This is a genomic window from Streptomyces sp. NBC_01669 (assembly GCF_026339735.1).
Lineage (GTDB): Bacteria > Actinomycetota > Actinomycetes > Streptomycetales > Streptomycetaceae > Streptomyces > Streptomyces yanii.
Genome location: NZ_JAPEQG010000004.1, coordinates 16,745 through 28,991 on the forward strand (window position 1 = coordinate 16,745; position 12,247 = coordinate 28,991).

Consider the following 12,247-nt stretch of genomic DNA (forward strand, 5'->3'; position numbering starts at 1 on the left):
CACGCAAGCCGCTCGGCTGGGGGGTTCCCCAGCCGAGCGGCTGCTCAACCTGCTCGCGGTCCGGTCAAACCAACCAGGTGCGGCGACGGGCCTTCAAGGGCGGTGTCACGACATACACACCATCTCGAGGTACACACGTACCATGTTGCCCCGCGCCGTCTGCACATCCACATAGACGGTGCTGTCGCAGGTCGCGGTTGTGATGTTGTACCGTCCCGAATCGACCGTGACGCCCTTGGGGATGGTCTGCCACCGCCCCTTGTCGCCGGAGGATTCGATCGGAACCAGTTCCACTTCGCCCCCGCTGGAGGACTCGAGGAACGGCGCCAGGTCGGCCCTGTCGATCTCGAACTGCATCTCTCCGGCAGAACCCGACCAGTCGTCCTGATCGCAGAACTTCACATTCTCGGCCCGCGCGGGAAGGACCAGCCGGTAGGTGTTCAGGGTGTCCTTCAGGGACTTGCCCCGCGCACACCTGGTGAACATCCGTGAGTCATCGGCTGCTTGTGCGCTGGTCACAGTCACTGCCTCGAACATCGCGTACGCGATACCCGACATCGCGAGCAGGCCCAGCAGCAGTATCGTTACTACGGTCATTCCTCGCCCTCTGCGACTACCCATGTCCTCCCCCGCAGCTAGAAGTAGTGCATGGTACTGGTTCCGACCATGTCATATTCCTGTGCCCATCCATGCTCATGCAGGTCGACGAACTGCCCGAGGTCGATCTCCTTGCCCGTCGCGTCCGTCAGGAACGGGACAGGCGCGGTCTTCCCCCGGTCGAAGTTCCAGTTCTTGAAGAGGTCCACCTGGTACCGCGTCCGCGCTTCGCCTCCGGCACCCATGGTGACGGAACCGGTGACCCGGAACTTCACACTGCCGATGGCGTTCTTGGCGTCAAGACGCTGAAACTTCGTCTTCAGCCACCCACTGTCACCGGAGAACGAACACGTACCGCCGCCTGCGCACTGGCTTGTCGCGTACGACTCCCAGCGCTCCAGCTCCTTCTTGAGGCCGCGGCTCAGGCCCTCGTCCTCAAGAAGGTTGTCCACCGTCTTGCTCTGCAGCGTGTAGGTGTCGCCGCTCTGCTCCCGGTAGCGATTCCAGAGGTCGCACGACAACTGCAGACCGGCCCAGCACGCTCCCTCGGTGATGCTGTTGTACAGGCTCATTGTCTGGGTAAGCCCGTAGTTGAACCAGTCCTTCCAGCTGGACTTGGAGTCGAACGGCGCGACGTCGTGCGGAGTGTTCGGCGAAGAGCCAGCTTTGTCGCCCTTCGGGATCGGCGAGGACTTACGGCGTGGTGTACGACAGCGGTTTCGGCTGGTCGGGAACGTGAGGAGAGCCGTACGGGTTGGGATGGTTGTGAAGCGATCCTTGGCCCGTACGGCTCTCTCGCATCGTATCTGCACGGGCATCTCGAGGCGTCGACTCGGGGCGCTCATCGCCGAGTTGACCGGACCGTGGATGGCGCGGGAAGAGTCCCGGCTGGGCGAACGCCGAGGCCATGAGCGTCTGCGCGCCGAGGGCGGCGGACCCAGCCATCAACTGGTCTTCACCGACCGAGTGATCGCGACCCTGGTGATCCTGCGCTTCCAGCTTCCGCACGCCGCTCTCGCCGTCTTCTACGGCGTGGACCGCTCCACCGTCACGCGGGCCGTCCATGAGATCCGTCCTCTGCTGGCGGCGCGGGGCTTCGCGGTCCCCGGCGAGGCGGGACTGCGTCTGCACACGCTGACCGATGTCTTCGCCTACGCCACCGCGAAGGGTGTTGAGCTGCGCCTGGACGGCACCGAGGTACGGGTCCGGCGTCCGAAGGCGGGCCGCCCCGGCCGGCGTGCGTTCGTGTCCGGCAAGATGCGGCAGAACACCAAAAAGGCCACCGTCATCACCGACGGACAGGGCCGCACTCTGTGGACCGGCGCCATCCGGCCCGGCCGTATGCATGATCAGACGGCGGTCAAGACCGAGGGGATCGAGGCCCTCCTCGAGCAGTACCCGCAGGTCAAGGCCAAGGTTGATGCCGGATACCGGGGCCTGGCCAAACGGTTTCCCGGCCAGGTCCACGCCCCGCCGAAGAAGCCCGCCAAGGACGCGTCGGCCGAGGAGATCACCGCCTGGGAGGAGGCCCGCAAGAAGCAATCCTCGGAGCGGATATGCGTCGAGCACGCCAACGCCGAGCACAAGCAGTGGAGGCCCCTCCAGCGGTACCTCGGCCGCCGTGAGTACTACACCGAGACCCATCTGGCCATCGCCGGCCTCGTCTCCGACCGCACCGCAGAGCGGTAATCACCCATCAGCCAACCCCTCAGGCCAACACGCCCCAACCTCAGTCGCGCACGACACCGTTAACCTCCCAGCCGGTCGACGTCATACGGCAGCCCACACCCGGATCGTCACAGTAGTCGGGACGGTGTCCGTCCAGTTCGACCCTGCTGATGGGGTTGCCGCCCGTGAAGGCGTACCGGTTGCCGGTCATGGGGTCGTTGCCAAGGTTCATGTCGGCGAGGGCGCCGGTATACATATCCCGAGTGGTGAAGCGGTTGAGGCCCGGGGTGTAGTCGCGGAAGCCCATGTCGTACGTACCGGACTGGGCGTCCCAGCGCTTGGCGTTGAAGCGGTACGGGTTGTACTCCTCCTTGTCCGGCTGGCCGGCCTCGGGCTTGTCGATGCCGGTGAACTGCGAGTCGTCGTCCTTGCCGTAGGCGGTGTATCCGTAGGTGGCCTTGGTGTCGCCGTTCTTGTCGGTCAGGGTCTCCACGTCGGTGTGGCTGTTGTAGCCGTAGTAGCCGTCCTCGGTCGAGCCGTCGGCGTTGTGCTTGCTCTGCGACAGGCGCTCGCCCCACGGGCTGTACTGGAACGACTTGGTCAACTCGCCGGAGACCTTCTCGTCCAGTACCTCATTGGAGAGGCCCAGGTACTCGAAGTCCGTCGTCTTGCCGTCCGTCGTCTTCGATGCGGTGCGGTCGAGCGGGTCGAAGGTGTACTTCGTCGACTTCAGTACGCCCGTGTCATCCGCCTTCTGGGACTCCACGGTGTGGTCGAAGCCGTCGTACACGCTCCGCTCGATGACCTTGCCGCCCGAGGTGACCGACTCCTGGCGGCCGAACGGGTCGTAGTTGTAGTTCGCCGTCGTACCGCCGGTGGTGGCCGTCAGGAGGCGGTTGCGGTCGTAGTTGTAGGTCGTGGACGTGCCCTTGACGGTCTGGCTGATGACGTTGGCGTTGTCGTCATGGACGTAGGTTTCCGTGCCGGCGCCCGTGCCGGTCTTGACCGACTTGGCGAGCCGCTCGACGGGGTCGTAGGTGTAGTCCGTCGTCGACGACAGATACGCGGCGTGGTCGTCGGCGTTCATCTTCTTCGCCACGTCCTGCTGCCCTTGCGGGCACGAGGGTCGGGCACTGCCGCCAACTCGGCGACCAGCGAGCGCACTTGCGCGGCATCGCGGGTATCCACGCGAGTCGGCGGGGCGGGGATCCAGGAGGGAGAGGGTATGGGGGATGATGGAGGAACGAACACGGCACCCTTACAGATCGTGAAGTCTAGACACCTCCATGATCCGCAAGGGGCCGTGTTCTCTTGCGTCCAAAACCCCCGCTGTCACCGATCACGACGAACTCGGACTATCGGGATACACGCCGGGGCCCTTCGGTCAGGGGGAGCGATAAAGGACTCGCTCCCCCTGACCGAAGGGCCAGCTTTCGTAAGCCTTGCAGCTTACGATGCGCAGACCATGTCGACGTACGTTCGTACGCTATCCCCTGACAGGGACACCACGTCGACGGTTATGTCGTTGTCGCAACCATCCACCCTATTCACGTAGCTGCCGCTCTCTATCGGTGTGCCTTCGGCGATGGATTGCCACTTTCCATCCAGTTGGGGAGAAGTGATTTTCGTCAGTTCTACCGTCGACTTACTGGATTCGGAAAGGAACTTATCCATGACTTCCCTGGATGAATCGAACCGCATTTCTCCGGACGCTCCGGACCAATGCTTCTGCTCGCAGAATCGTAGTCCCTGGACCCCTGCTGGAATCACGAGACCGTAAACCTTCTTCACCTCTTCCAGGCTCCGCCCAGAAGCACACCCGGCGTACATCCTCGGGTCGGAAGCGGATGTGGAAGATCCAGCATTTCCTGCATGCAGGGTTCCACATCCCGAGACGACGGCAAGGAGTCCGAACATGAAACTCCCAATCGTCAGTCGAACCGCATATCGCGACGGAACGCTCATTTCATCCGTCCTCTTACCCTAGAACGATTGCAGAGTGCCGGTGCCACTCGCAGCCACTCCTTGTGTTCGTCGGCGAACTCCTTCACCCAAAGGTCACTTACAACATCAAGACCTCCAGTCTGCTGGGCGCGCGAAAGATCGAGGCTAAGCCACAGGCCATGCCGTTACCACCGCGCCCGTGTTTCGGGAACGCTGCCTGGTCACGTACCCCCAGATTCCCAACCCGATCCCGACCAGCGTCAGCAGGGCTCCGAAGACCCGCAGTGCCGGCAGCACCAGCGGCACGGCCCGATCGGCCTGGACACGGCCGCGCACGTCGGAGGCCGCAACGCTGCCCGACTGTTCGCTGAGGAAGTAGCGCGAGTCGTTTGCGCTAGCCCGGTGGTCGCCGAGCAGGAACAGCCGTCCTTCCGGGACGGTCACGTCATATTGCACTCCCGCCGGGCCGAACGTGTCGCGCCTTACGTACGGTTCGTCGATCTGCTTGCCATTCACGGCGACCCGCGTACCGTCGGTGGACTCCACGCGGTCTCCGCCCAGGCCGATCACCCGCTGCAGGGCCGGTGCACCCCCGTACCGGCCTGGCACGCTGACGAGGACGACGTCGCCTCGGCGTATTTTGTCCTGGTCGATGTGCTCGATGACCAACCGCTCGCCCGGACGATAGGTGGGCTGCATCGCATCGCCTGAGACGGTGATCTGCTCATGGGCCGCGCCGCCGCTGTACCCCATCCCTCCCAGCAACAGCAGCACCAGTCCCAGCGGTACAAGTATCCAGCCGGCGACTCTCAGTCCGCGACCCACGCTTTGCTGTCGCATCAGCTCACGTCCCTTCGACCGAGCGGGCCGGCAGGAATGTCGGATCAAGGCCGTACTGCGCGATCCCGAAAGGTTTGAAATTCTCATCCGAAAGAACCCGGTAGAGGAATTCGGACGTCGACATTTCGAACTTGCACCACTCGCCGCCGTCATCTCGCGCAAGAATGGGATATTCACCGGGTCGCCGCGCGTCAATAAGCCAGCAGTATTCATCGGCCCATTCCGTCGATGCCCACGTGACAACACCAATGCCGCCCGGCGTATATACCGGGTACGAGCCACCGGCTCCTTCTACCGGCATAGTCACCCGCCATCGTCCGAGAAAGTCGAATGAGAACCCCTCCGTGTCCCCGAGAAAGGATACGGAGTCACAGAACGTACCTCCACCGAAAACTTCACACAGCTCTTTGAAGTCCGCCGGCAGAGGGGCCTGCAACTCCCCCTCGACCCTCGCCCAATCGACGGAGTGAACCGACGACTCCCAGCCAGTGAACTCGACTAGGCGCTGCACCCACATAGAGAAACCTTCCAAGAGGAAGGGTGCGGGCAAATCTCGCAAGTGAAATTTGCCCGCACCCTATGACAACCTACTAGCTACACCGGGTCACGGCTCGAGACCAGACGGGGTGTTCCAGATCGTAATGGGGTCGGCTGGAATTTCCCCAGTATCCAGGTTCAGCCAATTGATGGTCAGATAATCGGGAACGGCATTTTCGCCGCTGTAAGAGCGGTGACCTCGTAGTACACCGTCTGCCCCTTCTGCACCATCTCGGCAACCTTGTTCTCCTCCGCATTTGATGTTCGGCATCAACATGACGTGCTGTCTGTGCAGATCTGGAAGTGCGGTATCGCCGCTGGTTGAGGGTTCCCCAACAGCAGTCCTCACAGGCCGGGCTGAGGTTCCCCCGAGATGCGGAAAGAAGTGACAGCGGGTCAGATGGGACTCATGAGAGGAACATCGACCATGGCTGCCCCCAGGAAATACTCGCTCGAGTTGCGTGACCGCGCAGTGCGTATGTATCGCACCGCGGACCCCAAGCCGCAGATCAAGAAGCTCGCCATCGACCTCGGTGTCCATCCCGAGGCCCTGCGCGGCTGGATCCGGCAGGCCGAGGCGGACGCCGGCGAGCGCGACGACCGGCTGACCACCGACGAGCGAGCGGAACTCGCGGCGCTGCGCAAGGAAAACGCCCAGCTCAAGCGGGCGAACGAGGTTCTGCGGACGGCCTCGGCGTTTTTCGCGGCGCAACTCGACCCGACCCGGCCCAGGTGATCGAGCTCCTTACCGAGCATCGAGACCTGGGAGTCGAGTGCGTACTTCGGGAACTGCAATCGCCTCCTCCACCTACTACCGCTGGCGCCGCGCGGAGCGCGAGCCGTGCGAACGCGTGCGCCGGGACGCCGAGCTGACCGAACAGATCAAGCAGATCCACACCGATTCCGGCGGGATCTACGGCTCGCCGCGCGTCCATGCGACCCTCAAGCGCGAAGGCGTGCACGTGGGCCGCAAACGGATCGAGCGCCTGATGCGCGAGGCCGACATCGCGGGCATCAGCCCGCGACGCAAGGGTTTCACGCGCCGTGATCCGGGGGCCACGCTCGCCCCGGACCTGGTCGAGCGCGACTTCACGGCGCCCGCGCCGAACCGGCTGTGGGTCACCGACCTCACGATGATCCCCACCAGCGAGGGGCCCCTGTGGCTGTCCGCGATCCGGGACGCGTTCTCCCGCCGGGTGGTGGCCTGGGAGACCTCCGCCCGCGCGGACGCCGACCTGGTGCTGTCCACGCTCGAGTACGCCCTCGCTTCCCGCGAGGTCGAGCCCGGACAGCTCATTCATCACGCGGATCACGGCTGTCAATATACGTCGATCAAGCTCACAACTCGCCTACTACGAGCGGGGGTTCAGGCGTCCATGGGCTCGGTCGGGGACTCGTACGATAACGCCCTCGCGGAGAACCTGTGGATGATCACCAAGACGGAGTGCATCCGCGGCCGCGTCTTCGCCACCCGGGCCGAGGCGAACCTGGCGCTGTTCGAGTACATCGATGGGTTCTATAACTCCCGGCGCATCCAGAAGCGGCTCGGCTACCTCAGTCCGATCGAGTTCGAGGAGAAGTACTACGCCGACCAGGCAACGGCCGAACGAACGAACCTGAAACCCCGTCAACCCCTCCTGACCAGCTGATCAGTATCTCCCGCAGGCCGGGGGAACCTCAGATCCACCCCGTACCCGGCTGGGCCCGGCCTCTGCTCCTGGCCGTGGCAGCCCACCACCAACTCAGTGCCCGCCCCGTCAGCGCAGCACTGTTCCCCATGATCACTATGCGCGGCGGTAACGAACTCACCACCCACGCCGACGCCTGTGGAGTGAACCTGGCCCGCCGGGCCGACACCCCGCGCACACGGCAGCCAAGCCGCTGAGCCCCCACCGGTAGCCACCGGGCCCACCCACCAGAAGACCAGACAGCCCTCTCCCCGCCCCGGCCCCTCTATCGACCTGCCGTGTCACCGGCCCCTCCGTTGCAGTCTCCACCAAACCGACATGACACTCCGTCAAAAACAAGAGTCCGGAATCGTCAACATATGAGAGCCCCATCTACGGAAGACCCACAGCTCAAACCCCCGACATTCCACTCCCAACACGATGACGATCCACCACTCCCAAACACCCTCAGATCATCAAGCTGGACGACACCGAGCCGGGGGTACCCGGTGAGCTGGTCGCGTCGATGGAGGATGATCCGGACGGGCCGTTCGGCAGCAGGTGCTACACCCTGACGCTGTCCGAGGCGATCAACTGGGGGATCTGCGCGCCGTACCAGGTGGTGTGCGTGGACATCACCGACACCCAGCTGAAGGCTGCCCAGCTCCTGGGGGCTGAGGGCCGGTCGGACGAGGTGCGCGGGGCACGGCTCGCGGCTCTCCAGACGGCACTGCTGAAGGCGTCCGCCGAGGAGGACTTCCGCAGGACGCTGGTCTTCCACCACCTGGTCAAGGAAGCCGAGGCCTTCGCAGCCGGCCTTCCCGACGTCGCCGCACAACTGCACGCGGACGACCCCCAGCTGTACCCGGGCGCGGTCTGGGCCGACTGGCTCTGCGGCGATCACCCACCGGCCCACCGGCGCCGCGTGCTGGACGAGTTCGCCGGCGGCGCGCACGGCGCGGAGATGGCCAGGCGCTTTTTGGGGTCGGCGAAGGTCCTGGGTGAGGGCGTCGACATCCACAACTGCGACAGCGTGTACTTCGCCGACGTCCGCGGCTCCATGCCCGACCTCGTCCAGGCCGTCGGCCGCGCCCTGCGCATCCAGCCCGGCGAGGGCAAGGTGGCCTCACTCGTGGTGCCGATCCTGCTCGGGCCCGGGGAAAGTGCGGACACCATGCTCACAAGCAAGGCCTACGGCGGGCTCGCCAAGCTCCTGGAAGCCCTCAGGGCGCACGACACCCGCATCGTGGAGGCACTTGGCCGCGCCACAGGCGCCCAGCCACTCCACGGGCGTCCAGAGCCGTGAGGGAGGCCAGGACACAGAGAGCACCGAGGGCGAAGACGGCGTCCTCATCTCGGTGCCGGCACGGGCGCTGCTGAAGTTCAGCACCCCGCGCGATGCGGCCGCCCTCGCCGCGTTCATCAACCTGCGCGTCCTCAACCCCGAGAAAGAGCACTGGCGGCGCGGCGTGGAAGCCGCCGTCCTCTACACCCGGCTCCACGGCCACCTGAAGATCCCGTTCACCTACCGCGTGCCCGACAGCCGGGAGCAGGAGACCGAGGGCCGGAGCGAAGAGCAGAGCGAGGGTGTGCGTGAGAGATGGCCGGTCTCGCTCGCAGGCTTCCCCCTCGGGCAGTGGATCGCCGACGCCCGCCACCTTCACGCCCGCGGCCGCCTGGAAGCCGAACGCGCCTGGCAGCTGGAGCAGTTGGGCATGGTCTGGTCGCACCGTGACGTCGCGTGGGAGGAAGGGCTCACCGCGGCGCGTGGGTGGGCGAAGGGGAACGGACACCTCCTGGCGCCGCTGGACGCCGTCCACCAGGGCCACAAGACCGGCATCTGGCTGAAGAACGCGCGCGCCGACGCCCGCGCCCAGACGCTGGCCCCCCAGCGGCGCGAGCAACTGGAGGACATCGACCCATCATGGTGCCCCGCCTGGCCCGTGGAATGGCAGCGCGCCTTCCACCTCGTCCGCCAGCACCTGGAAGCCCACCGCGTGCTGCCCACCGCGCCGGGCGAGACCCTGCACCAGGGCGAGGACCTCGGACGCTGGGTCACAGCGCAGCGTCTTGGATGGGACCGGCTCACCGGCGGACAGCAGTGGATGTGCGAGCAGGTCCTCGGGATCGAGCCCGCGGCTGAGGACGAGAAGCCGAAGCCACGCCGCACGCAGAGCGACAAGTGGGCACTGAACTACGCCGCCGCCCGCCAGTACTACGAACGAGAGGGGCACCTTCGGGTGCCCAGGGGACACGTCGAACGGATCGTCACCGGCGACGGCCGCGAGAACCAGGAGGAACGAGACCTCAAGCTGGGATCGTGGATCAGCAACCAGCGCAGCAGGGCCGCCACGCTGCCGCCGGAGCGGGTGCAGCAACTGTCCGAGATCGAAATGCGCTGGCCGTAAGCGGCGCCGGACGGGCAGCGGGGCAGGGCAGGGCCAGGGAGGCTCAAACCGACCCGCCGCGTCCAGCCGAAGGCCATCACCCTCGTACCCAAACTGGTTTAGCCATTCAAGCAACGGCATTGCCCGCGCCCTTCGCTCTTCTCGTCATCGCTGTCGGGGAGAGGTACGGATGTGTCACCTCTCAGCCGCACGCCCGGGGCCATTTGTCCCGCAGCCACGCCAGGTCGGTCTCGGCGCGGGTACGGGTCGCCTGTTCACGGGTGAAGACGGCGTCCGTCTTGGTCAGGACCAGAACGTAGGGGCGTCCCTGGCGCCGGGTGGTGTGGGAGACGGGCAGGCCGGCCTGGTCGATGCGGCTGTGGAGGTGGCGGCGTCCGTCCTTCGCGAGCGGCCACTCCATGACGTGGCGGGTACGGGAGGTGAGGAAGGCGTCCAAGTCGGGGCAGAGTCCGCAGCCAGTCCGGCATGTCCCGGCCGGGGTGAGGGACCAGTCGTCGGCCGCGCGTACGGGGCGGGTGAGGGCCGCGGCGAGCCGGTCCTCGCAGTGGTCGGCGAGGGTCTGGAAGGCGCGGGCGGCGGGTGCGCCGTCGCGTATGGTCGTCGGCTGGCGGGCCGCGGTGCGCAGGGCGGGGAGCAGGCATTCCAGGGCGGTGTCCGGCAGGCCGCGCAGCGTGGCGGCGATGGTGTCGGCGGTCTCGGGCCCTGCCGCCTGCAGGACGCGGGCCAGTGATGCGCCGAGCCCCTCCATGCCTGTGCGGCGCTCCGTCTCGCGGCCTACGCCGAGCCAGCTGGTGAGCTGCTGCTCGACTGCTTGCCAGGCACCCTCGGCCAGCGGCGAGGCCATCGCGTCCCCATCGCCGTCGACGGCCCGCAGCGCGGTGCACAGGCCGGGCAGCGATTCGAGCCACGCCGCGCGGCCGGCCCCGGTGTACGCGCCAACCGTGCCGAACCAGCTGCTGACGGCCCCGCGGGCCCACGTCCGTCCGTACCGCGCGGCCGCTGCCGCGAGACCCGGGGCGTGCCGCTCACCCAAGGCCTCCACCCCAAAAGGCGCGAGGAGCATCGTGGCAGTGTCCGCTTCCCGCAGTCCCACCGCGACGGGCAGGGCGGCGGCGAAGAGCGCCGCGGCCGCCTCGCCCGAACCGTGGTGCTTCCAGAACGGGGCGAGCGACTGGGCGAGCGTGCGCGCCCGGTCGAGGTCCCCGGCATCCAGGTGGCCCTGAAGTTCCCGCAGTGCGCCCTCGGAGCCGGCCTCGGCGCGGGCCGTGAACGAGCGCTGCCGGGGCCACAGGACCACGGCGGCCCGCCGGTACCAGCGGTCGAGGGTGTTGCCGTAGTTGCCCATGTAGCCCTCGTACTCGGACTGGTAGGGCGTCAGGTCCTTGTTCTCGGTGGTGGCGCACACCTCGGCGTACGCGACGGGCAGGTTGATCTGCTCGCCGCCGGTGCCGTCCGGGCGGGTCCACCAGCTTAGCGTGATCTCGTCGTCGATCAGCTCGTTCAGTTCGTAGCTGGAGAAGTCGCCGCTGCGGCGGCGCTCGGCACCGGGTTCCCCGTCGGGGTCCAGGAGACATTCACCCTCGCACTCCTCGTCCTCGCAGTCGTCGTAGTGCTCGACCTCGCCGTAGTAGTCGTAGCGGTCGTACGGCGCATGCGCGTCCCAGGTCTCCTTCACCTCGGCCAACGCGAGGACCGCTTCGCAGTCCGTCTCTGCGGCGGCCTGGCGGAGCAGGGCGGTGCGGGTGGCGTCGGCTCCCTTGAGGCGGTCCCAGTCCAGGCCGCGCTGGGTGTACTCGTGGTCGAGGAGGTACACGAGGCGGTTCGGGGGCGCGGCCTTCTGGCGGCCGTAGGCGTAGCGCTCTTCGGCCGGCTCGGTGAAGTGTTCGGTCAAGCAGTGGGCCAGGTCGGCGACCGGGTCCCCGTCGTCCTCGCCAGCCGGGCGGATGCGTTCGGCGAGGAGGTTCATGGTGAGGGTGACGCGGTAGCCGGACTTGACAGGCTTGACCTCGTGCAGGCAGTCCGCGTAGAAGGCGGCGAAGGTCAGCTTCTCCCGGGACGCCTGATGGACGACGCTGCGGCCGGCGTGCGAGACGACGAGTTCGCCGCCGGTGTGGTGCGAGGGCAGCGAGACGACCAGGGTGCCCACCATGGAGTCGTCCTTCTCGGAGTCCTGGTGCGGCAGGAAGAACTGGCCCTTGCCGTAGACGAGCAGTGCGTGCGGCTCGGCACGTAGGACGACGGTGGGCGGCAGACCGAGCGCGGTGCGGACACCGTCGAGGACGCCGTCCAGGGTGCGGTCCCAGTCGGTGCCGCCGAGCGTGATGCGGTCCGGGGTGATCTCCCAGGTGTCGCGGACGCTGGTGTCGGACAGGGTCTGCTCGCCGCGGCCGAAGGATGCCTGCCGGGCCTGCGCGATCAGTTTCTTGGTGACCGGGGCACGCAGCGGCAGCGGCAGTTCCCCCACCCCGTCGACCTCGATGCTCAGCGCGCGGGCCGACATCTCGATACGGGTGCTGAAGTCCCCGCGCCGCTGTGCGTCGCCGAGCAGCTCCGCCAGCTGCTTCCGCGCTCCGTGTCCCATACTGT

At 66.5% G+C, this 12,247-nt stretch carries 9 protein-coding genes and 2 pseudogenes; 5 read left to right on the top strand and 6 right to left on the bottom strand.

Annotation, left to right across the window (positions count from 1 at the left end):
* Positions 1–105: 105 nt before the first annotated feature.
* Both OG972_RS49015 and OG972_RS49020 read right to left on the bottom strand, forming a co-directional pair.
* Positions 106–597, bottom strand: a complete 492-nt coding sequence (locus OG972_RS49015) for a hypothetical protein (protein ID WP_266993745.1) — start codon at positions 595–597, stop codon at positions 106–108.
* Between the two features lie 38 nt (positions 598–635).
* Entirely contained in the window at positions 636–1,169 is a 534-nt protein-coding gene (locus OG972_RS49020) for a hypothetical protein (protein WP_266993747.1), read from the bottom strand.
* Between the two features lie 187 nt (positions 1,170–1,356).
* Here OG972_RS49020 and OG972_RS49025 point away from each other — a divergent pair, with 187 nt between their 5' ends.
* Entirely contained in the window at positions 1,357–2,286 is a 930-nt protein-coding gene (locus OG972_RS49025; protein WP_266993749.1) for a transposase, read from the top strand.
* A gap of 124 nt (positions 2,287–2,410) precedes the next feature.
* On the opposite strand, the pseudogene OG972_RS49030 reads toward OG972_RS49025, so the two are convergent.
* The 3 genes and pseudogenes from OG972_RS49030 to OG972_RS49040 all read right to left on the bottom strand — a co-directional run.
* Positions 2,411–3,370, bottom strand: a pseudogene (locus OG972_RS49030) (RHS repeat-associated core domain-containing protein); the annotation flags it as partial.
* A gap of 1,004 nt (positions 3,371–4,374) precedes the next feature.
* Positions 4,375–4,983 (bottom strand): signal peptidase I, encoded by a 609-nt coding sequence (gene lepB / locus OG972_RS49035; protein WP_266993751.1) that lies wholly within the window; start codon positions 4,981–4,983, stop codon positions 4,375–4,377.
* A 70-nt stretch (positions 4,984–5,053) separates the two neighbouring features.
* On the bottom strand, positions 5,054–5,566 hold the full coding sequence (locus OG972_RS49040; protein WP_266993753.1) for an SMI1/KNR4 family protein: 513 nt from the start codon (positions 5,564–5,566) through the stop codon (positions 5,054–5,056).
* Between the two features lie 447 nt (positions 5,567–6,013).
* On the opposite strand from OG972_RS49040, the gene OG972_RS49045 reads away from it, so the two are divergent.
* The 4 genes and pseudogenes from OG972_RS49045 to OG972_RS49060 all read left to right on the top strand — a co-directional run bounded on the left by OG972_RS49045 (position 6,014) and on the right by OG972_RS49060 (position 9,661).
* Positions 6,014–6,322, top strand: coding sequence for a transposase (locus OG972_RS49045; RefSeq protein WP_266366366.1), 309 nt, complete (start codon positions 6,014–6,016; stop codon positions 6,320–6,322).
* A 37-nt stretch (positions 6,323–6,359) separates the two neighbouring features.
* Positions 6,360–7,235, top strand: a complete 876-nt coding sequence (locus OG972_RS49050) for an IS3 family transposase (protein WP_266993755.1) — start codon at positions 6,360–6,362, stop codon at positions 7,233–7,235.
* 74 nt (positions 7,236–7,309) lie between these two features.
* Positions 7,310–7,471, top strand: coding sequence for a hypothetical protein (locus OG972_RS49055; protein WP_266993757.1), 162 nt, complete (start codon positions 7,310–7,312; stop codon positions 7,469–7,471).
* 308 nt (positions 7,472–7,779) lie between these two features.
* Positions 7,780–9,661: pseudogene (locus OG972_RS49060) on the top strand (Helicase associated domain protein).
* Positions 9,662–9,842: 181 nt separating this feature from the next.
* Here OG972_RS49060 and OG972_RS49065 read toward each other — a convergent pair.
* Positions 9,843–12,242: a 2OG-Fe(II) oxygenase gene (locus OG972_RS49065; protein ID WP_266993759.1), complete on the bottom strand. Its 2,400-nt coding sequence runs from the start codon at positions 12,240–12,242 to the stop codon at positions 9,843–9,845.
* Between the last annotated feature and the right edge of the window lie 5 nt (positions 12,243–12,247).

What these genes read in the sequence shown, in the direction of transcription:
- OG972_RS49045 (WP_266366366.1), top strand. Translation starts at nt 6,014, where the DNA reads ATGGCTGCCCCCAGGAAATACTCGCTCGAGTTGCGTGACCGCGCAGTG.
- OG972_RS49065 (WP_266993759.1), bottom strand. Translation starts at nt 12,242, where the DNA reads ATGGGACACGGAGCGCGGAAGCAGCTGGCGGAGCTGCTCGGCGACGCA.
- OG972_RS49020 (WP_266993747.1), bottom strand. Translation starts at nt 1,169, where the DNA reads ATGAGCCTGTACAACAGCATCACCGAGGGAGCGTGCTGGGCCGGTCTG.
- OG972_RS49040 (WP_266993753.1), bottom strand. Translation starts at nt 5,566, where the DNA reads ATGTGGGTGCAGCGCCTAGTCGAGTTCACTGGCTGGGAGTCGTCGGTT.
- OG972_RS49015 (WP_266993745.1), bottom strand. Translation starts at nt 597, where the DNA reads ATGACCGTAGTAACGATACTGCTGCTGGGCCTGCTCGCGATGTCGGGT.
- OG972_RS49025 (WP_266993749.1), top strand. Translation starts at nt 1,357, where the DNA reads ATGGTTGTGAAGCGATCCTTGGCCCGTACGGCTCTCTCGCATCGTATC.